The sequence below is a fragment of the Pseudomonas sp. CGJS7 genome (assembly GCF_036961695.1).
Genome location: NZ_JBAMDI010000123.1, coordinates 1 through 21,932, shown reverse-complemented (window position 1 = coordinate 21,932; position 21,932 = coordinate 1). Strand labels below are relative to the sequence as shown.

Genomic DNA, 21,932 nt, shown 5'->3' with positions numbered 1-21,932 from the left:
CGGATCCTTAGCGGAAATCGGGTAGTGGGAATACGCGCCCCGACCGCCGTGCGACGGCCGGAAACGCGAATGTTTCAATGTGCGGCGTTGGGCCGCAGCAGGGCTTGTTGCGGCGCTCGCTGATACGAGGGCCAGGCATCGAGCAGCAATCCGTCGCTGTCGCGTGGGAAACGCGGATACGTTGCGGCCTCGGGCAGCAGACCGATCACGCCGTCGCGACGGACCAGCAAGCGGTATCGCGCCACGGCGTCGTCGACCGGCGTCCAGCCGCCGTCGCGCCAGCGCCAGCGGCGGCCTTCGACGCGGGTGCCGTTGGCGTCACTGACGCGCGACAACTCCGATGCCAGCGGCGGGCCCAGCAAGGCCACGGCGCTGCGCTCGCCCGAGCGTTCGCTGAGCGCCGCTTCCAACGGTTTGGACGCTGCGAGCGCGTGGGTGAGCGCAGCGAAGTCTTGCGGGGTCTGCTGCGCGGCCCATTCCAGCGTCGCCAACGGCGCATAACGCTGCGCCCATCCCGCGGCGGGCGCCTGCGACACCGCGCCGACCGGCGCTTCGCTGGCGGCGAGCGCTTGCGCGGTGCGATCGGCTTCGCGCACCAACACTTGATCCATCGCCGCCAGACCGTCTTCATCGCCGACGCACAGCAATCCCACCGCGCCGGCCGCGCCTTCCTGCAGCCACACCGCGCCCGCGCCTTCGCGCAGATCCGCATCCGTCGCCAGTTGCCGGCGCGCCAGCGCGGTCGCGATGCGTGCGCGGCGCAGGTAACGGCCGACGCCCGCATCGGCGACATCCCAGCTCGGCTCCTCGGGCAACACCAGGGTGCGGTCGAACAGCCCCGGCTCGCCCAGCCCGCGCGGCCACTGGACCACGGTATCGACCTGCCCTGCCCGGCCCAGCCGCCGCGCCACGCAGGCCTGCATGTTCTCCACGTCGGCAACGATGCCCGAGGCGGAGTCGATGCGGCTGTGGTCGTGAACGATGCGCAGATTGCCGGATCGGCTGGTCACTGCATCGGCCGACCACTGCGCCGCGAACGCCAACGGGCCATCGCCGCGGCCGTGAGCGATTTCGGTTTGTTCGCCGGCAACGCGCACGGACCAACTCCACTGCCCTGCCGGCGCGATCGCATCGGCGGCGACCGCGACCGACGCGGTCGGCAATACGGGATCGGCGCGCAGGCGGTGCCGAGTCCGGTCGGCGGGAGAACGCAGTACCCGCTGAGGATCCAGGCCCAGTCGCGGCGCCGCATCCTGCGCGCGCAGCCACACTCCGGCCCGGCTGAGCCAGGGCGTGTCGCCTTCCGAGGACCACACCGGCGGCGCCACCGTCCAACGCAAGCGCACCGCGCAACCGGGCGCGGATCGGCCGCATTCGCCCAGCGGCAACGCCAGGTGGTCGTGACGGATGTCGGCCTTGACCTCGCGTCCTTCCACCGCCGCTTGCGCCAGCGCGAAGCCCGCGGGCAATTCCGCATGCAGGACGCCGCCGGCCGCGTGCACGCCGCGCAAGTCCCACTCGCCGTGCACAGTGGCCGAAGCCGGATCGGCCTGCAGGCGCAGATCGCCGCCGGCAACCGCGTAGGCACCGGCGCGGCCTAGCCACGAGCGCTCCCACTCGGCGTCTTCGCGCTGGCGTTCGGCCAGCGGCTGATAGCCGCCGCGTTCGCTCAAACGCGTTTGCAGCAACGCGCCCAGCCCAAGCATCGCGACCAACGCCAGCGCCGCCAATGCGCCAGCGGGGCCGCGCACTCGCGCCCGTGCCTGCGCCATGCCGCGGTGCCAGCGGCTGTCGACGCCGCGCGGCACGATCAGCGCCGCCAACGCGACCAGCAACGCCGACAGGCTCAGCTTGTAACCGTCCAGCGTCAGCAGGTAATCCCACCACGGCGCCCAGCCGGTCAAGGCCGACAAGTTCATGTGCGCCGGTATGCCGAACTCGTACAACGGATGGTCCACCAGTCCCAGTTCGTGATTGAGCACGAAGAAGAACGTCAGCAGCATCGACAAGGTGTAGGCGACGCCGGATCGGCGGCACAGCGCATGCACCAAGAACACCAGCACCGCCAGTTCGATCAGCGGCGGCGCCATGATCAGCGTCTGGTACAGCAGCGGATCGCGCAGGTCCAACGCCGCCGGCGCCGCCACCGCGGTAGCCAACAGCGCGGACAGGCCGGGCAGCATCGCCAGCCCCAGCGTCGCCGCGATCGCCGCCAGGGCGCGCGCGAACGGACGCAGCCAGGCCGGCGCCGGAGTTGCGTCGAACATGCCGTCGAAGCCCTCGACATGGTCGCGGCGCGAGATCAACCCGACCATCGCCGCGACGATGAAGGCGATCACCAGGAACACCGCGCTCTTGAGCAAGGGCAGCAGCATGTCCGGGCGCGGCAGCATCGGCCCTTCGGCGTGCCAGACGCCGTGTACGAAGGCGCTCAGCACGCCCATCGCCAGCAGCACCGCGACCGCGGTCCACCAGCCGCGGCCGCGCACGATCTGAGCCAACTGCCAGCGCGTTTCCAGCCACAACGCCGACCACCAGTTCGGCGTACCGATCGCGCCGGGCGCAGGGCCGCGCTGGGATGCAGCTTGCGCTTGTGCATGCGCGGGAGCGGACTTGGCGGCGCGACGGCGCGAGGGGCGCTCGAGCACCATCGATTCGCGCTTCGCCCCGCGCAGCGCCCAATACAGCAACAGCAAAGGCGCCGCGCCCCACAACACGCGATTGAGCAGGAACTGCGGCGTCAGCGGCAGCAGGTCGCGGGTCTTCTGCAGCGGAGTCCAGGTTTCGATCTGGGTCTGCGCGTAAGTGAACAGCGACGGGTCCAACGCCGCAGCGAGGGTCGGATTGATGTGGCCGCCTTTGAGCACCACCACCGCGAACATCCACAGCAGCATCAACAACGCCGACAAGCCGAACGCGCCGGCGACGCTGCGCGTGCGCAAGGTCGCCAGGTAGTACAGCGCGCCGATGCCGGTGCCGGCGGGTATCAACAGCCAGACCCAGGCGAACAGCAACGCGCGCCACGGCGGCGCGGTGATGGAACTGGCGGGCACCAGGCCGATCCAGCCCAGCAGCGGCGTCGCGATGAAGCCGACGATCAGCGCGCCCGCCAGCAACGCGCCGACCATGGCCGCGCCGATGAAGCGCCCCCACAGCAGGGCCTGCAACGAATTGGGCATCGACAGCACGATCTCGTGCAGGCTTGCCTGCCGGTCGCGCAGCAGCGGTTGGGCGAACACCCACGCCCAGGCGAAAAACAGGAAGAACATGCAGCCGGTCGACATCAGATAGACCAGGCTCGGCGCATTGCGCGGGATGTCGGCCGCGCCCATTTTCTGCACGTAGTCGGCGTTGGTGAGCGACATCAGCAGATAGCCGGCCAATCCCAGGAACACCAGCCCGACAATGCCGCTGCGCAATCCCGCGCGCAGTTCTGCGCGCGCTTCGTGCGCCATCAGGGCGACTGCGTTCATGCCGCCTCCGCCAGACCCGCCTGGCCGAGGGCCACGTAGTAAACATCCTCCAGCCGCGGCGTATGCGCGGCGAAGCGCTCATCCGGCGCAGCGTCGGCATGGACGATGACCTTCGAACCCTCCGGGCTGGCGGCGACGTGCAGATGCTCGGGCAAGGCTTCGCCGCGCGGAATCACACTGGACCAAAGCCGGCCCTGATACGGCGCGACCAACTGCGCGGGCGTGCCTTCGGCGACGATCCGGCCGCCGGCCAGAATCGCCAGGCGATGGCACAGGTTCTCGACGTCCTCGACGATGTGCGTGGACAACAGCACGATCGATTCGGCGGCGACGTCGGCGAGCACGCGATGGAATCGATTGCGCTCGGCCGGATCCAGGCCGGCGGTGGGTTCGTCGACGATCAACAAACGCGGCGATCCCACCAACGCCAGGGCAATGCCGAAGCGACGCAGCATGCCGCCGGAATAGGTGGCCACCGCGCGCTCGGCGACTCCTGCCAGGTTGACCTTCTCGAGCAGACTGCCGACCTCCTCGGCGCGCGACTTCGCATCGGTGCGGCCTTTGAGCCAGGCGAAGCGGTCCAGCAGGGTGCGCGCCGACATGCCCGGATACGCGCCGATCTGCTGCGGCAGATAGCCCAGCCGCTTGCGCTGGTAATCCGGATCGGCCAACACATCCACGCCATCCAGGCGAATGCGGCCGCCGTCGGGCGACTGCAACGTCGCCAGCGTGCGCATGAGGCTGCTCTTGCCCGCTCCGTTCGGGCCGAGCAGGCCGTACATGCCCGGCGGCACGTGCAGGTTCACCCCGTTCAAGGCGCGTACGCCGTTGCGGTAGGTCTTGGTCAGGTCTTCGATCAGCAGGCCGTTCTCGAGGGTCATACGAGTCCCGTGGCAAATGCGGAAAGCCGGCGTGCGGGCGCGACGTAGTTGCCACGACGCGCCCGGCCCCGTGCCGGCGATGGATGAAGCCCTGTCGCTGGCGGCCGGAGGGCGCCGTCGAACGACATGGGCGTGGCGATCGCGCTTGCGGCGGCCGCTGCCGGTCGCGCATCGCGCGTTCGGCAACAGACCGTGCTGGCTTGGATGAAGCGGCGGTTGTCGCCGCGATGCGTTGATCGTTGCGGCGCAAGCGCGGGTCGTGCGACTGGCGAGAGCAAAGTCGGCAAGACGCGCGCATTGGCGATGCCGTTCAACGTGACGGCGTCAACAAATACTAATGATTATCATTTGCGAATACAAAGCTCCCATGGCATTGTGTGACTGCGTCGTCTGTGCATAATGTTATAACATAACATTTATGTGATGAGCAGCACGCTCGATCAACGCGTTCCATCCCTCGCCACGGGTCTCACATGGACGAACAAGCTTCCCCCCAGTTGCGCGATCAGCTCGCGCAACTGCTCGATTTACCTGTTTCCGACATCGCCCAGGACCGCAACCTGATCGAGTTGGGCATGGATTCGATCACGATGATGCGGCTGGCCGGGCAATGGCGGCGCCAGGGCATCGCGGTGAGCTTTGCCGAATTGGCCGAGCAGCCCAGCCTGGCCGCCTGGCAGAGCCTGATCGCGCGCAAACCCGCCCTCGCCCCTGCCCCGCCGGCGCCCGCAGTCGCCGCCGACGCGCGCGATTTCGACGAACACGCGCCGTTCGATCTGGCCTTGATGCAGCACGCCTACTGGATCGGCCGCGCACAAGGTCAGCAGTTGGGCGGTGTGGCCGCGCACTTCTACAACGAGTTCGACGGAACCGGGCTCGAACCCGAGCGCTTGCAACGCGCAGTGGAGCGTCTGATCCAGCGCCACCCGATGCTGCGCGTGCGCGTGCTCGAAGACGGCCGACAATGCGTGCTGCCGCGCAGCGGTTGGCCAGGGCTGCGCGTGCACGACTTGCGGGCGATGTCGAAAGACGCTGCCGAACAGGCGCTGCAAGACACCCGCGCCTCGCTTTCGCACCGTCACCTGGACATCGGCGCGGGCGAAGTGTTCGACATCCAGTTGTCGCTGTTGCCCGATACCGTGCGCATCGGCGGCACGCGTCTGCACGTCAACCTGGACATGATCGCCGCCGACGCCTTGAGCTTGCGCGTCCTGCTCGGCGACCTGGCGGTTTTCTATGCCGACGCCGACCCCGCCCCCGCGCCGATCGGCTACAGCTACGCGCGCTACCTGCGCGACCGCGAAACCGCGCTGAACGCACCCGAACGCGCAGCCGCGTTGGCCGCCGACCGCCGCTACTGGCTCGAGCGGCTGGCCGAACTGCCGGGCGCGCCGCAGTTGCCGGTCGCCGCGCACGATGCCGTGCTCGGCGCGACCCGGGTGCTGCGCCGCCATCGCTGGCTGGAGCCGGCGCGGATGCGTGCGTTCGAAGCGCACGCCCGCCGTCACGGTCTGACCCCGGCGATGGCGTTGGCCGCGGTATTCGCCGAAGCGCTGACCGCCTGGAGCGCCGAGCCGCGGTTCTCGCTCAATCTGCCGGTGTTCGACCGCGAGCCCTTGCACGCCGAGGTCGGCGCGCTGGTCGGCGATTTCACGTCCTCGTTGCTGCTGGCCTGGGACGGCGCCCGCCCTGGCGGATTCGCCGAACGCGCCGCCGCCCTGCAGGAACGCTTCCACGCCGATGTGCGCCATATCGGCTGCTCGGGCGTGGAAGTGCTGCGCGAGCTTTCGCGCAGCCGCGGCGAGCAGGTGTTGGCGCCGGTGGTCTATACCAGTGCGCTCGGTTTGGGCGAGTTGTTTCCCGAGCGGGTCAAGCGCGAATTCGGCCAGGCCTCATGGATCATCTCGCAAGGCCCGCAGGTATGGCTGGACGCCCAGGTCACCGAACTGGACGACGGTCTGCTGGTCAACATCGACGCGCGCGAGGATGCGTTCGCGCCCGGCGTGCTCGATGCCATGTTCGAAGCCTACAGCGGCTTGCTCGATCGCCTGATCGACGATGAGTCAGCATGGCGCGCCGCGCCGGGCAGTCTGCTGCCGAGTGCGCAGGTCGCGCAGCGCGAAGCCGCCAACGCCAGCGCCGCGCCGCGTTCGCGCCAGCGCTTGCACGACGGCTTGTTCGAATGCGCGCAACGCGAGCCGCAGCGTCCCGCGCTGCTTTGGGGCGAGCGCGAAACCATGAGCTACGGCGAACTGGCCGAACGCGCGCTCGGCTTGGCCGGCTGGCTGCACCGGCGCGGCGTCGGCCGCGGCGATACCGTGGCGATTCACTTGCCCAAGGGGCCGGAGCAAGCGGTCGCGGCGCTAGGCGTGCTCGCGGCCGGTGCGGTCTACCTGCCGATAGGCATCGACCAGCCCGCACTGCGTCGCCAGCGCATCTGCGATGCCGCGCAGGTGGCTTACCTGCTGGACGCGTTGCCGGCCTTCGACCCGGCCGATGCACTGGCCGAGCCGGTTCCCGGCGCCGACACCGATCTGGCCTACGTGCTGTACACCTCCGGCTCGACCGGCGAACCCAAGGGCGTGGAGATCGAACACGGCGCGGCGATGAACACCATCGACGATCTCAACCGCCGCCTGGCGCTCGGCCCGGACGATCGCACCCTGGCGTTGTCGGCGCTGGAATTCGATCTGTCGGTGTACGACCTGTTCGCGCCGTTGTCGGTGGGCGGCGCGGTGATCTGCATCGGCGAGCACGAGCGGCGCGACGCCGCTGCTTGGGTTGCGCTTGGCGAACGTCATCGCGCGACCGTGCTCAACTGCGTGCCGGCCTTGCTCGACATGACCCTGAGCGCGGCCGGCGACGACGCGCCCGCGCCGCGATTGCGCGCGGTCTTGCTCGGCGGCGATTGGGTCACCCTCGACCTGCCGGGCCGGCTCAAGCGCTGGGCGCCGTCGTGCCGCTTCATCGCCTTGGGCGGCACCACCGAGACCGCGATCCATTCGACGTTCTGCGAAGTCGAGCAAGTGGCTGCGCACTGGAAATCGGTGCCCTACGCCAAGCCGCTGGGCAACGTGCGCTTGCGCGTAGTCGATGCGATCGGCCGCGATTGCCCCGACTATGTCGAAGGCGAACTGTGGATCGGCGGCGACGGCGTCGCCCGCGGCTACCGCGGCGATCCGCAACGCAGCGCGCAGAAGTTCCTCGAACTCGACGGCGTGCGCTGGTACCGCACCGGCGACCGCGCCCGTTACTGGGCCGATGGCGACGTCGAGTTCCTCGGCCGCGCCGACTTCCAGGTCAAACTGCGCGGCCATCGCATCGAGTTGGGCGAGATCGAAGCCGCGCTCGGCGCCAGCGAACAGGTCGCGCAAGCGGTGGCGGTGGTCGGCGAGCGCGGACTGACCGCGGTGGTGGTCGCACGCGAAAGCTCCGCCGAAGAGCTGATCGACCTGCGTCAGCCCCCGTCGCGCTGGGAGCCGCTGCGCGAATTCCTGGCCGAGCGTCTGCCGCCGGCGATGCTTCCCGAACGGCTGTGGTTGCGGCCCGCGCTGCCGTTGACCGGCAACGGCAAGATCGACCGCCCTGCCCTGCGCAAGGCCGTCGACGCTTTGACTCGCGACGCCGGGCCGGCGTTCACTCCGCCGCGCGGCGAAATCGAACAACGCGTCGCCGATGCCTGGGCGGCGCTGCTCGGCGCGACCGAGGTCGGGCGCGAGCACAGCTTCTTCGCCCTGGGCGGCGACTCGTTGTCGGCGACCCGGCTGGTCCGCACCCTGCGTTCGCAAGGCTTGAACGGCGCGACGTTGGGCGAGTTGTTCGCACGCCCGGTGCTGGCCGAATTCGCCGCATCCTTGCGGCTGGGCGATGCGGCGCCGGAGGCGAGCGCGCCGAAGCTCGTTGCATATCCGGAAAATCGCTACGAGCCGTTCGACCCGACCGAGGTGCAGCGCGCCTACTGGCTCGGACGCGATGAAAGCTTCGTGCTCGGCGGCGTCGGCTGCCATTTCTATCGCGAGTACGACGCCACCGATCTGGACCTGCCGCGCCTGCAACGCGCACTCAATCGTCTGATCGAGCGCCACGACATGCTGCGCGCCGTGTTCGACGAACAGGGCCGCCAGCGCGTGCTCGAACGGGTGCCCGAGTACGCGATCGATTGCGTCGACGGCGGCGACGAACCGCTCACCGCCGAGGCGCAGCTGCGCGAGCAATGCGCGCACCGGGTGTTCGATCCGACCCAATGGCCGCTGTTCTGCGTGCGCGCCGTACGCTCGGGCCGCCGCACCCGGCTGGCGGTGAGCCTGGACAATCTGATCCTGGACGCCCTGAGCATCCTGCGCTTTTACACCGAACTGGCCGAGCTGTACGAACGCCCGGACCAGGAACTGGCGCCGCCGGCGCTGAGCTTCCGCGACTATCTGCAGCACTGCGCGCCCGATGCGGCCGAACTCGCCGCGGCGCGCGGCTATTGGCAGCAAGCGCTGCCGCAATTGCCGTCGGCGCCGCAACTGCCGCTGGCTTGCGATCCGGCCCAGATCCGCCCGCCGCGCTTCGTCCGTCACGATGGCGCGATCGATGCGACGCGTTGGCAAACCATCCTCGCCCGCGCCGCGGAACACGGCGTGACCGCGTCGGGCGTGTTGCTGGCGGCCTTCGCAGAAGTGCTGAGCCAGTGGAGCGCGCAGCCGGAGCTGTCGCTCAATCTGACCTTGTTCGATCGCAAGGACGTGCACCCCGAGATCGATCGGGTCATGGGCGACTTCACCTCGTTGACCTTGGTCGGTTATCGCCCCGAACCCGGCGACGACTGGCGCACCCGGGTGCGGCGCGTGCAGGGCGAACTCGGCCGCGCGCTCGATCATCGGGCGATGTCCAGCGTCGCGTTGGTGCGCGAGCTGACGCGTTCGCACGGACACGGCGATATCGGCATGCCGGTGGTGTTCACCAGCGCGCTCGGCGTTCCCGGCGGCACCCGCGCGGCCGAGCACGGGCCGTTCAGCCGGCAGGTGTGGGGGCTGACTCAAACCCCGCAGGTCTGGCTCGATCATCAGGTGGTGGAAGCCGACGGCGGCATCGCCTTGAACTGGGATGCGGTCGAAGGCCTGTTCCCGGAAGCGCTGATCGAAACCATGTTCGCTGCTTACTTGCGTCTGCTGGACTGGCTGGCGCAGACGGATTGGTCGGCCCCTGCGCCCGCTTTGCAGCCATCGCAGCAGCGCGCAGTGCGTGCCGCTGCGACCGCCGACCACGCGGCGCACACGGACGCGAGCTTGCACGAATCGTTCTTCCGTATCGCCGGCCAGTCGCCTGAGCGCGTCGCGCTGCGCTGGGGCAACGACCGGACAATGAGTTACGGCGAACTCGCCGAACGCGCGTTGCGGGCGGCGGCGGCGTTGCGCGCCGATGGCGCCGGCGCCGGCGAGATCGTCGCGGTGAATCTGCCCAAGGGTCCGGAACAGATCGCCGCCGTGCTGGGCGTGCTCGCCGCGGGCGCGGCCTATCTGCCGCTGGGCGTGGATCAGCCGCCAGCGCGGCGCGAACGCATCCTCGCTCAGGCGCAGGTGCGCCGCATCGTCTCCAATGAGGACGGGCTCGACCCGAGCGGACGCCGCATTCTCGATTACGCCGGCACCCAGACCTGGACGCCGCAGGCGCAGCCGATAATCGCTTCGCCGCAGGACACGGCTTATCTGATCTTCACCTCCGGCTCGACCGGCGAGCCCAAGGGCGTGGAGATTTCGCACGCCGCGGCCTGGAACACCATCGCCGACGTCAACCGCCGCTTCGGCGTCGACGGCGACGACCGGTTCATGGCGGTTTCGGCGCTCGACTTCGACCTGTCGGTCTACGACATTTTCGGTGCGCTGTCGCTCGGCGCATCGCTGGTGCTGATCGAGGAGGAGGCGCGTCGCGATGCGCGGCGCTGGCACGAACTGGCCTGTGCGCATCAGGCGACGGTCTGGAACAGCGTGCCGGCGCTGCTGGATATGCTGTTGACCGTCGGCTCGCCGCAGCATCCGCCGGGCGCATTGCGGCTGGCGCTGTTGTCGGGCGACTGGGTCGGCCTCGACTTGCCAGGCCGGCTCGCCGCGCAACGCCCGAACTGCCGCTTCGTCGCGCTCGGTGGCGCCACCGAAGCCGCAATCTGGTCGAACTTCCACGAAGTCGCCGAAGTCGATCCCGACTGGCGTTCGATTCCCTACGGCCGACCGCTGTCGCGGCAACGCTTCCGGGTGGTCGACAGCAGCGGCCGCGACAGCCCGGACTGGGTGCCCGGCGAACTGTGGATCGGCGGCGCCGGCGTGGCGCGCGGCTACTACGGCGCGGCCGAGATCACCGCGCGCCAATTCGTCGAACACGCCGGCGAGCGCTGGTATCGCACTGGCGATCTCGGCCGCTATTGGCCCGACGGCACGCTCGAATTCCTCGGCCGTCGCGACCATCAGGTCAAGATCCGCGGCCATCGCATCGAACTGGGCGAGATCGAAAGCGTGTTGTCGGCCGAGCCGGGCGTTACCGCGGCCGTGGCGCTGGTGGCAACCGTGGCCGGCGCCCGCCGCCTGGGCGCGGCGGTGATCGCCGCCGACGGCTTCGACAGCGAAGCCTTGCAGGCACGACTGGCCGCGGCGCTGCCCGCGCATATGTGGCCCGAACGCGTTTTGCCGCTGGCGCAGTGGCCGCTCAGCGGCAACGGCAAGATCGACCGCATCGCGCTCGCAAGCGAACTCGAACGCTTGTGGCACGACGGCCGCGACGAGGCGACGGCGCAGCCGCCGCAGGACGAGTGGGAACGCGCAGTCGCCGACGACTGGTCGCAGTTGCTGGAAGTCGAAGTCGCCGACCGCGACGCCGGTTTCTTCGCCCTCGGCGGCGACAGCCTGTTGGCCACCCGCTACCTCGAACAGGTGCGACGGCGCGATGGACTGGAGCTGCCGCTGCCGCGGCTGTTCGCCGCGCCGCGCCTGCACCAGGTCGCCGCATCGCTGCGCCAGGCCCATCACGCCAGCCAATCGATGGAAGAAGGCGTGCTTTAGCGCCATCGCCCCCGCCCTGCCCGCCTTTCCCTCTTCATCGCCCTTCTTCCGGGAACGCTTACTTCCATGCCTGCCGCCAAGATCATCAACGAGCTCAACGCCCTCGGTGTAGAACTGTGGGCCGACGCCGGCCAATTGCGCTTCCGCGCGCCGAAAGACCTGCTGACCGAGCAACACAAGGCGCTGCTGCGCGAGCACAAGGCCCAGATCGTCGATCTGCTCAGCCGCGAGCGCACGCCCGAGGTAGTCGCCGATCCGGCCCAGCGGCACGCGCCGTTCCCGCTTACCGACGTGCAGACCGCCTACCTGCTCGGGCGCCAGGACTCGTTCGGTTACGGCGGCGTGGCCTGCCACGGCTATCTGGAACTGAGCTACCCGCAACTGGACCCGCAGGCCTTGCAATCGGCCTGGAACGCGTTGATCCAGCGCCACGACATGCTGCGCGCGGTGGTCGAGCGCGACGGCTACCAGCGGGTGCTGGAACAAGTGCCCGACTACGTCATCGCCAGCGAGGATCTGAGTTCGGCCACGACGGAAGTGCGCGAACGCGCACTGGCTCAGACCCGCGCGCAGATGGATCACCGCATCTACCAAAGCGACGTCTGGCCGCTGTTCGAATTGCGCCACACCCGCACCGACGCGGGCGACATCGTCCATTTCTCGATGGACGCGCTGATCGCCGACTGGGCCAGCGCCGGTATCCTGTTCGATGAACTCGACCTGTTGCTGGCCGGCCGCGGCGCGGAACTGCCGCAGTTACAGATCGGTTTCCGCGATTACCTGCTGGCCGAACGTGGCTTGCGCGACGGTGCGCGTTATCAACGCGATCGCCGCTACTGGCTCGAACGCGTGGACGAACTGCCGCCGGCGCCGGAACTGCCGGCCGCGCCCGCGGCCGCCAACACCACGCCGGTGCGCTTCCGCCGCCATAGCTTCGCCCTGCCGCAAGCGCAATGGAGCCGCTTGCGCGAACGCGCGGCCAGCCACGGGCTCACCCCGTCGGTGGCGGTGCTCGCCGCTTACGCGCAGGTGCTGCGGCGCTGGAGCCGCGGCGACCGCTTCAGCCTCAATCTGACCCTGCTCAATCGGCTGCCGCTGCATGCCCAGGTCGACCAGCTGATCGGTGATTTCACCTCGGTCGGCTTGCTTGCAGTCGATGCGCCGGCCGATACCGCTTTCGCCGCTCAGGCCGAGCATCTGGGCCGGCAGTTGTTCGCCGATTTGGATCACCGCCTGTTCTCCGGCGTGGAAGTGGTGCGCGAGATGGTGCGCCGGCGCGGCCGCGAAGCCGCGGTGATGCCGGTGGTGTTCACCAGCGCGATCGGCCTGCGCGGCGCGGCGGCGCGGCAGGCGCCGATCAGCGGCCGTCGTGCCGGCGTCGGCGTGACTCAGACGCCGCAAGTGACGCTGGACTGTCAGGTGATGGACGATGCCGACGGTTTGACCGCGCATTGGGACGTGCGCCAAGGCGTGTTTCCCGATGGGCTGATCGAAGACATGCACACGGCCTTCGGCGCATTGCTGTACGCGCTGGCCGACAGCGACGCGGCCTGGAGCGCGGTCGATCCGCCGCCGCTGCCGGCGTGGCAGCGCGAAGAACGCGAGCGTGCCAACGCCACCGCCGCGGCGCTGCCCGACGGATTGCTGCATGCCGAAGTGTTCGCCCAGGCCGCGCGCACGCCCGACGCGGTGGCGGCGATCGATCGCGACGGCGCGATCAGTTACCGCGAACTGGCGCTGCGCGCGGGCGGCGTCGCCGATGCGCTGCGGGCGCAGGGTTGCGAGCCCGGCGAGCGGATCGCGGTGGTGCTGGACAAGAGCGTCGGGCAACTGGTCGCGGTGCTCGGTGCGTTGCTGGCCGGCGCGGCGTATCTGCCGCTGGACCCGAAACAGCCTGCGCTGCGGCGCGACAAGATCCTGGCCAACGCGCGGGTGCGCCATGTGTTGAGCCAACGGGCGCTGATCGACGCGGCAGATTGGCCGAGTTCGGTGCAGTCGCTGGCGCTGGAGGACATCGCCGCGGCTACGGCATTGCCGCAACCGCCGCAGGGCGATCCCGACGCGCTGGCCTACGTGATCTACACCTCCGGCTCCAGCGGCGAGCCCAAGGGCGTGATGATCAGTCACCGCGCCGCGCTCAACACCATCGACGATGTCAACCGACGCTTCGGCATCGGCGCGGGCGATCGCGGCCTGGGGCTGGCCCAGCTCGGTTTCGATCTGTCGGTGTACGACATCTTCGGCCTGCTCGGTTGCGGCGCCAGCGTGGTGCTGCCCGACCCTGGCCGCGGCGCGGATCCTTCGCACTGGGCGGAATTGATCGCGGCGCATGGCGTGACCGTCTGGAATTCGGTGCCGGCACAATTGCAGATGCTCGCGCACTACCTCGACAGCGCGCCGACCGCGCTGCCCAGCCTGCGACTGGCCCTGCTGTCCGGCGACTGGATCGCGGTGACGCTGCCGGCGCAGATCCATCGGCATTTGCCGCAGTTGAATTTGGTCGGACTGGGCGGCGCCACCGAGGCTGCGATCTGGTCGAACTACCATCGCATCGAACGCGTCGATCCGTCCTGGGCCAGCATTCCCTACGGCCTGCCGCTGGCCAACCAGGGTTTCCGCGTGCTCGATGCGGGTCTGCGCGATGTGCCGGTATGGGTGCCCGGCGATCTGTACATCACCGGCGCCGGTCTGGCCCAAGGCTATCTGGGCGATCCCGAACTGAGCGCGCAACGCTTCTTCGTCCATCCGCGCGACGGTCAGCGGCTGTACCGCACCGGCGACCTCGGCCGCTATCTGCCGGGCGGCGAGCTCGAATTCCTCGGCCGCGAGGACGGTCAGGTCAAGCTCCGCGGCCATCGCATCGAACTGGGCGAAGTCGAGGCCGCGTTGTTGGCGCACCCGCAGGTCGCCGCGGCTACGGTGGTGGTCTCCGGCCGCGACAGCGGCGAACCCGCGCTGCTGGGTTTCGTCGAAAGCGCGCGGCGCGAGCTGGAGTCCGAGCAAGAGGTACAAGAACAGCACGAGCGATTGCGCGACAGCGCCCGCCGTTATGCCGACCGCCACGCCGGCGAATTCGATGCGTCGGTGGCGACCGCGCATGTGCGCGACCTGCATGCCGCGGCGCTGGCGTCGATGTTGCACACACTGGTGCGGCGCGGCGCATTCGCTTCCGACCAAGCGCGCTACAGCGCCGAACAGGTTCTCGGCGATGCGCGCGTGCACGAACGCCATCGCTGGCTGGTGCGGCATTGGCTGCGGCGCTTGCTCGCGCACGGTTGGCTGGGCCAGGACGCCGACGGCGGTTACCGCCGCCTGCGCGAGGTCGATGCCGCCGCCGTCGACGCGGCCTGGGACGCGGTGGCAGCGCGCATCGACGCCGGCTTGTGCGGCCAGCCGTTCGTGGACTATCACCGCGACCACGTCCAGCGCATCGACGATCTGCTGGACGATCGGCAGAACCCGTTCGAACTGTTGTTCCCGCAGGGCCGCATCGACACCGCGCTGGCCTTGTACCGCGACGACCCGATCGCGCGCTTCAACAACCACGCCGTCGCCGCGCTGATCCAGCGTCTGGCCAGCGCCCGCGCGGAGGGCGCGCCGCTGCGCGTGCTCGAACTCGGCGCCGGTACCGGCGCGACCACCGCCGCGGTCGCGCCGGTGCTCGACGGCCTGGACGTGGACTATCTGTTCACCGACATGACCGCGTTCTTCCTGCCCGAAGCGCGGCAACGCTTCGCCGCGTATCCGTGGATGCGTTTCGGTCTGCTCGATCTCAACAGCGACTACCGCGCTCAAGGCCTGCGACCCAACGGCGCGGATGTGGTGCTGTGCGCAGGCATGCTCAACAGCGTGGCCGATCTGGACCGCGCATTGGCCGCGGCGGTCGATCTGCTGGCGCCGGACGGCTGGCTGGTCTTCACCGAGCCCACCGCCGATCACCCGCACATCCTGCTCACCCAGGGCTTCATGATGAGTCCCGGCGGCGGCGACCGCGAACACGGCGGCAGCCCGTTCCTTGCTCGCGAGGCGTGGATCGAACGCGTCCGCGCGCACGGCGGCGAACTGGCCTGGTGCCTGCCCGAGACCGATCACCCGCTCGCTGCCAACGCCATGCACGTGTTCGCCGCGCGCTTCAAACGCGACCACGCTGCGCTCGATGTCGCCGCGCTGGAAACCTTCGTCGCCGGACGCTTGCCGGCGTCGATGCTGCCGGCGCAGTTGCAGATCCTCGACCGCCTGCCGCTCACCGGCAACGGCAAGATCGACCGCAAGACCCTGGGCGGCTGGCGCGTGTGCGCCGGCGCGGACAGCGATGCCGGCGCCGGTTCCGACGAGGCCGACGAACTGGAACAGCGTTTGGGCGGCCTGTGGGCGCAGGCCTTGGGCATAGCCCGGATCGGCCGCGGCGAAAATTTCTACGACCGCGGCGCCGACTCGCTGATCGTGGCGCGCGTGGCCGGACGTTTGCGCGAAGAACTGCCCGAAGCCGCCGAGAACTCCTACGACACCCTGCTGCGGCAGATGCTCAACGAGCCCACGGTCGCGGCCTTGGCGCGTCTGCTGCGTCGCGACGCCGGCGCCAGCGCGGCGGTCGCGCCGTCGCCCGCCGATGCGGACGCGGCCGCGCCGCCGTTGCGGCGCGCCGGCAGCAACTCGCTGCTGGTGCCGTTCGGCGGCGGCAGCGAGGGGCCGGTGCGGGTGATGTTCCATGCCGCGCTCGGCACCCTGGACTACTTCCAGCACCTGGGCAAAGCCTTGGCGGTGCAGGCGCTGGGGCCGGTGATCGGCGTGGCCGTGGCCGACACCGAGCAGTACTTGGCGATCGAACCCAAGCAACTGATCGAACGCGTCGCCGACGACTACGCCCAGCGCCTGATCGACGAGGGCTACACCCGCTTCCAGTTGATCGGCTACTGCCTGGGCGGCCTGCTCGCCACCGAAGTCGCGCGGCGCCTGCTCGAACGCGGCCTGGACGTGATCGACCTGTCGCTGGTCGACAGCATCCCGATGTTCATCGAGACCGACGAGGAACTGGCGTTCGAAGCCATCTTCGTGCCCAACCTCAACCTCGACCCGGTCAAGGCGGTGTTCGGCGAGGAGATCAGCGACTTCGACGTTTACCGCGCGATCGAGCGGCTGATGAGCGAACACGACCGCCGGGTTCCGGCCGGTTCGATGGCCGCGCTGAGCGGCGACGCGGGCATGGACGCATTGGCCGCGGCGGTGCGGCGTCGCCACGAGCTGAGCCAGGAGCAGCGTCTGGCCGGATACGCCAACGCCGCCGCCTCGCAAGCCGGCATTCCGGTCGGGGTCGAACTGGTGCCGGCGCTGTTCCGGGTCTGTCGCCACAGCATGATCGCCGCGCGCTTCGATCCCCCGCCCTACCTGGGCGACATGACCTTCCTGCGTTGCGCCGAGCAACAGTCCTTCGGCATCACCGGCGGCGTCGGCCATCTGGCCGCGCCGTTCTGGGAGAACGCCTGCCTGGGCGAATTCCGTCTGATCGATGTACCCGGCAACCACTTCAGCGTGGTCGAACCGCCGCATGTGGCGACCACCACCGCGCATCTGTACGACGCCTTGCGGAGCCGTCTGTGAGCCAAGCCGAAGCCTCGAGCGCGGCACCGAACGAGGCGCTGGCGCGGCTGCGGCGGCCGGTGGCGCATCTGACCCGCGCGGGCATGCTGCTCGGCGGCATCGGCGCGTTGACCGCGCTGGCGCCGTTCGTCGGCCTGACCGAACTGGCGCGGGCGCTGCTGGCGCCGACGATCGATCCGGCGCATGTGGCCAAGGTGGCCGCGGCGATCGTCGCCGGCCTGACTGTCGGCTGGCTGTGCACCGGCGCGGCGTTGTGGCTGACCCACCTCGCCGATCATCGCTTGCAATCCTCGCTGCGCCGGGCGCTGGTCGCCAAGCTCGGCGCGGTGCCGTTGGGCTGGTACTCGGACAAGACCTCCGGCCAGGTGCGCAAGGCCGTGCAAGACGATTTGCAGGATCTGCACCATCTGACCGCGCATCACGATGTCGAATGGGTCGGCGCGCTGGTGTTGCCGGCAGCCGGGGTCGCCTATCTGCTGTGGCTGGACTGGCGGCTGGCCTTGCTGGCGGTGGCGACGCTGCCGATCTATCTGCTCGCCTACGCCTGGATGATGCGCGGCTTCGGCGAAAAGATGGTCCAGCTCGACGCCAGCTTCGCCAAGGTCAGCGCGGCGATCGTCGAGTTCGTGCACGGCATCGCCGTGGTCAAGGCGTTCGGCCAGACCGGCCGCGCGCATCGCGCCTACCGCGGCGCGGTGACCGAGTTCAGCGAGCGCTACGCCGGCTGGGTGCGGCCGCTGTTGCGCTTGGAAGCGCTGAGCTCGATGGCGCTGTCGGTGCCGGTGATCCTGCTGGTCAGCCTGGCCGGCGGCAGTTGGATGATCGGGCGCGGCTGGGTCACGCCGCTGGATTTGTTCGCCGAGGCGCTGATCGCGGTGGCGATTCCGCAGACCCTGCTCGCGCTCAACCAGAGCATGACCGCGCAGCGCCGGGCGCTGGCCTCGGCGCAACGCATCGATGCCTTGCTCGCGGCCGATCCGCTGCCGCAGCCGGCGCAGCCGCGTTCGCCGCAGGACGCGCGGATCGAATTCGACGCGGTGAGCTTCGGCTACGACGCCGAGCATCGCGTCCTGGAGCGGATCGCGCTGGAGTGCCGCCCGGGCACCGTCACCGCTTTGGTCGGCGCTTCGGGTGCGGGCAAGTCCACGCTGGCCAAGCTGGTGCCGCGCTTCTACGACGTGAGCGACGGCGCGGTGCGGATCGGCGGCGTCGACGTACGCGAGATCGCGCCGGGCGAACTGTACCGCCACGTCGGCTTCGTGCTGCAGGACGTGCAACTGCTGCACGGCAGCGTCGCCGACAACCTGCGCCTGGGCCGTCCCGACGCCAGCGACGAGGACATGATCGCCGCCGCCCGCGCCGCGCGCATCTTCGACCGGATCGCGGGCTTGCCGCGCGGTTTCGCTTCGGTCATCGGCGAAGACGCCGCGTTTTCCGGCGGCGAGGCCCAGCGCCTGGCGATCGCCCGCGCCCTGCTCGCCGATGCGCCGATCCTGATCCTCGATGAAGCCACCGCCCATGCCGATCCCGAGTCGGAAGCGCAAATCCAGGATGCGTTGTCGGCGCTGGCGCGCGGCCGCACGGTGCTGGTGATCGCGCACCGCTTGGCCAGCATCGCCGGCGCCGACCGGATCGTGGTGCTCGATCGCGGCCGCATCGCCGAAAGCGCAACCCATGGCGAACTGCTCGCGGCCGACGGCCTGTACGCGCGGATGTGGCGCGCCGCCCAAGGCAGCGAAGCGAACGACGCTACGCGCGTCTCCATCCAGACAGAGGAAGCCGTCTGATGTTGTCGCGGCTGAAGAAAATCCTCGGACCGGCGCACGACCGCTCCCTGCACGCTTACCTGGCCTGGCTGATCGCCTACTGCGTGCTGGAGGGGCTCAGCGTGGTGTTCCTGGTGCCGGTGCTGCAAGCCTTGCTCAGCGGCGATCTCGCCCTGGCCGGCCGCTGGCTGCTGGGCATGGCGGCGATGGTCGCGCTGACCTGTCTGGCGCGGTATCGCCAGGCCATGCTCGGTTTCAGTCTGGCGCTGACCGTGCTGACGAGCCTGCACGAACGCCTCGGCGATCACCTGGCGCGCTTGCCGCTGGGTTGGTTCGGTTCGGAAAAGGTCGGGCGTCTGTCGCGCAGCGCCACCGGCGGCACCATGATGGTCACCAACGTCTTCGCCCACCTGCTCGGGCCGGTGGTCGGCGGCGTGGTGACTCCGGCGACCATCGCGCTGGCGATGCTGGCGCTGGACTGGCGCCTGGGCGCGACCGCGCTGCTGTGCACGCCGTTGATCTACCTCGCCCATCGCTGGTCGTCGAATGCGATCGGCCGCAGCGAGGAACGCGTCGATGCGGCCGGCGCCCTGGCCAGCAGCCGGGTGGTCGAGTTCGCGCGCAATCAGGCGACCCTGCGCGCGTTCGGCCGCGCCAGCGACGGCTATGCGCCGTTGGAAGCGGCGATCGCGGCGCAGAAGGACGCCGCCGGCTCGATGCTGACGCAGACGTTCCCGCGTTTGCTCGCCGGTGGTTTGTCGGTGCAATTGGCGTTCGCGGCGATGGTCGCGGTCGGTGTGGTGCTGGCGTTGCGCGGCGAGATCGGCGCGGCCGAACTGGTCGCGTTGTTGGCGCTGGCCGCGCGCTTCGTCGGCCCCTTGGCCGAAGCGGCGGCGCGCAGCGGGTTGTTGCGCATGGCCGACAACGATCTGCGCCGTCTGGCGGCGGTGTTCGACGAAGCGCCGCTGGCCGAGCCGGCGCAGCCGCAGTCGCCGAGCGAACCCGGCGCGGTCGAGTTCGATCGGGTCGATTTCGCCTATCGCCAAGGCGAACCGGTGCTGCGGCAACTGTCGCTGCGGCTGCCGCCGCGCAGCATGACCGCGATCGTCGGCGCCTCCGGCTCGGGCAAGACCACCCTGACCCGGCTGTTGATGCGTTTTCATGAGGTCGACGCCGGCCAAGTCCGCGTCGGCGGCTGCGACGTGCGCGCGCAGACCAGCGCAGCGCTGATGGCGCAACTGGCCGCGGTGATGCAGGACGTGTACCTGTTCGACGACACCCTGGAAGCCAACATCCGGGTCGGCCGCCGCGACGCCAGCGACGCCGATCTCGCCGAAGCCGCGCGCCTGGCCGGGGTCGAGGAAATCGTCGCGCGCCTGCCGCAAGGCTGGGCGACCCGGGTCGGCGAAGGCGGCGCGGCGCTGTCCGGCGGTGAACGCCAGCGCGTGTCGGTGGCGCGCGCCCTGCTCAAGAACGCGCCGATCGTACTGCTGGACGAAGCCACCGCCGCGCTCGACCCGGAGAACGAGCGCTACGTGCAGGACGCCATCGCCCGGCTCAAGCGCGACGCGACCTTGCTGGTCATCGCCCATCAGCTGCCCACAGTGATGAGCGCCGACCGGATCCTGGTGCTGGCCGACGGCGCCATCGCCGAAGCCGGCACCCACGAGCAATTGCTGGCCCAGGGCGGGCGCTACGCCGCGTTCTGGCACGAACGCCGGCGTGCGCGCGGCTGGCGCCTGGGCGCGGAGGCCGCCGCATGAGCGCGACTTGCGATCTGGCCGTACTCGGCGGTTACGGCGACATCGGCCGCGCGGCCGTGCGTGCGTGGTTGCGCCTGCGCACGGCGACGGGTCTGCCGGCGCGGCTGCGGATCGGCGGACGCGATGGCGAAGCGGCGCGGCGGCTGGCGGCGCAGTTGGGCGAAGCCACGCGCGGCGCCGAGATCGAAGCGGTCGCGGTGGATCTGTTCGATGCGCGAGCGCTGGGCGGTTTCGTCGCGGGCAGCCGGGTCGTGCTCAACTGCGCCGGCCCGTCGCACAGCATCGGCGACCGGGTCGCGCTCGCGGCATTGGCGGCGCAAGCCGACTACGTCGATGCCGCCGGCGACGATGCTTTGTACGCCTTGCTCGATCCAGAGGCTTATCTGCGCTCGGGCCGGCGCGCCTTGCTGTCGGCGGGCATGCAACCGGGCGTCAGCGCGCTGCTGCCGCGCTGGCTGGCCGCGCGGATCGCCGCGCCGCGGCAGCTGCGCAGTTATCTCGGACTCAACGATCTTTTCACTGCGGTCGCCGCCGACGACTATCTGCACGGTGCCGGCGACGGCAGCAGCGAGCCGCTGGCGGCCTGGCGCGAGCATGGGCGACGCAGCGGCGCGGCGCGGCGGCAACGCGATGCGACGCTGCCGTTCTTCGCTGGCCCCGTGGCCTTGCTGCCTTACCTCAATCGCGAAGGCGAACGCCTGGCGCGCGCACTGGATCTGCGCGACGGCGATTGGTTCAGCGCGGTCGAAGGCCGGCATGTGTTGGCCGCGTTCGACCGCGCCCATGCCCTGCCCCGCGCCGAAGCGATCGCCTTGTTGCAACAGGCCAGCGCCCTGGATTTAGCCGGCCGCACGCCGCAAGCCACCCTGCTGTGCCAGCTCGACGGCGAACGCGCCTGCGTCTCGGCGTTGTTGCGCGCACCCGGCAATGCCGCGCTCAGCGGCGGTTTCGCCGCGGTCGCCGCGCAGGCGATGGCCACGGCCGATATCGCCGCCGGCCGTCACTATGCGGCGATGGCGCTGGACCCGGCGACGGCGATGCAGGCGCTGCAAGACTGCGGCGCGCTGAGCGTATTGCAGGTCTTCGACGGTCCGATTCCGGCCTGCATCGGCGCCGAAGCCGAAGAAGGCGCGCTGTGAATCGCGCCTTGAATTCGACGCGTTCGCTGCTGCTGTGCGGCGACGGCTTCGGTGAAGCCCAGCACGCTGCATTGGCGGCGCAGCGGCCGTATCTCAACGCTCACGCGGCGCACGACCCGCTCGCGCAGGCCGGCGACGGCATCGACGCGGTCTGGATCGGCGCCGGCTGCGCGGCGGCGGGCGAACTGGCGGCGACCGCGCTGCGGCAAGGCCGCGCCGTGCTGTGCGATGCCGGCCTGACCAGCAAGGAACTGGCCGAATGCGTGCGCATGTCG

At 69.9% G+C, this 21,932-nt stretch carries 8 protein-coding genes; 6 read left to right on the top strand and 2 right to left on the bottom strand.

The window, feature by feature from the left end; translation table 11 throughout:
- Positions 1 to 74: 74 nt before the first annotated feature.
- The gene (locus V7787_RS42525) at positions 75 to 3,473 is read right to left on the bottom strand and encodes an ABC transporter permease (RefSeq protein WP_336093639.1); all 3,399 of its coding nucleotides are present in this window, start codon (positions 3,471 to 3,473) and stop codon (positions 75 to 77) included.
- Positions 3,470 to 4,354 (bottom strand): ABC transporter ATP-binding protein, encoded by an 885-nt coding sequence (locus V7787_RS42520; protein ID WP_336093638.1) that lies wholly within the window; start codon positions 4,352 to 4,354, stop codon positions 3,470 to 3,472. The genes V7787_RS42525 and V7787_RS42520 overlap by 4 nt, the downstream gene beginning before the upstream one ends.
- Positions 4,355 to 4,827: 473 nt before the next feature.
- On the opposite strand from V7787_RS42520, the gene V7787_RS42515 reads away from it, so the two are divergent.
- The 6 genes from V7787_RS42515 to V7787_RS42490 all read left to right on the top strand — a co-directional run.
- Positions 4,828 to 11,391, top strand: a complete 6,564-nt coding sequence (locus V7787_RS42515) for an amino acid adenylation domain-containing protein (protein ID WP_336093637.1) — start codon at positions 4,828 to 4,830, stop codon at positions 11,389 to 11,391.
- Positions 11,392 to 11,457: 66 nt separating this feature from the next.
- Entirely contained in the window at positions 11,458 to 16,989 is a 5,532-nt protein-coding gene (locus V7787_RS42510) for a non-ribosomal peptide synthetase (protein ID WP_336093635.1), read from the top strand.
- Positions 16,986 to 18,776: an ABC transporter ATP-binding protein gene (locus V7787_RS42505; RefSeq protein WP_336093634.1), complete on the top strand. Its 1,791-nt coding sequence runs from the start codon at positions 16,986 to 16,988 to the stop codon at positions 18,774 to 18,776. Before V7787_RS42510 ends, V7787_RS42505 begins: the two co-directional genes overlap by 4 nt.
- Complete coding sequence (locus V7787_RS42500; RefSeq protein WP_336093633.1) at positions 18,776 to 20,518, top strand: ABC transporter ATP-binding protein; 1,743 nt, start codon at positions 18,776 to 18,778, stop codon at positions 20,516 to 20,518. Before V7787_RS42505 ends, V7787_RS42500 begins: the two co-directional genes overlap by 1 nt.
- Positions 20,515 to 21,657 carry a saccharopine dehydrogenase gene (locus V7787_RS42495; protein ID WP_336093632.1) on the top strand — a complete coding sequence of 381 codons (1,143 nt, stop codon included), beginning with the start codon at positions 20,515 to 20,517 and terminating at the stop codon, positions 21,655 to 21,657. Before V7787_RS42500 ends, V7787_RS42495 begins: the two co-directional genes overlap by 4 nt.
- A partial coding sequence (locus V7787_RS42490) for a hypothetical protein (RefSeq protein ID WP_336093631.1) occupies positions 21,654 to 21,932 on the top strand: 279 nt, incomplete at its 3' end. The genes V7787_RS42495 and V7787_RS42490, both read left to right, overlap by 4 nt.

What these genes read in the sequence shown, in the direction of transcription:
- V7787_RS42510 (WP_336093635.1), top strand. Translation starts at nt 11,458, where the DNA reads ATGCCTGCCGCCAAGATCATCAACGAGCTCAACGCCCTCGGTGTAGAA.
- V7787_RS42500 (WP_336093633.1), top strand. Translation starts at nt 18,776, where the DNA reads ATGTTGTCGCGGCTGAAGAAAATCCTCGGACCGGCGCACGACCGCTCC.
- V7787_RS42515 (WP_336093637.1), top strand. Translation starts at nt 4,828, where the DNA reads ATGGACGAACAAGCTTCCCCCCAGTTGCGCGATCAGCTCGCGCAACTG.
- V7787_RS42495 (WP_336093632.1), top strand. Translation starts at nt 20,515, where the DNA reads ATGAGCGCGACTTGCGATCTGGCCGTACTCGGCGGTTACGGCGACATC.
- V7787_RS42525 (WP_336093639.1), bottom strand. Translation starts at nt 3,473, where the DNA reads ATGAACGCAGTCGCCCTGATGGCGCACGAAGCGCGCGCAGAACTGCGC.
- V7787_RS42520 (WP_336093638.1), bottom strand. Translation starts at nt 4,354, where the DNA reads ATGACCCTCGAGAACGGCCTGCTGATCGAAGACCTGACCAAGACCTAC.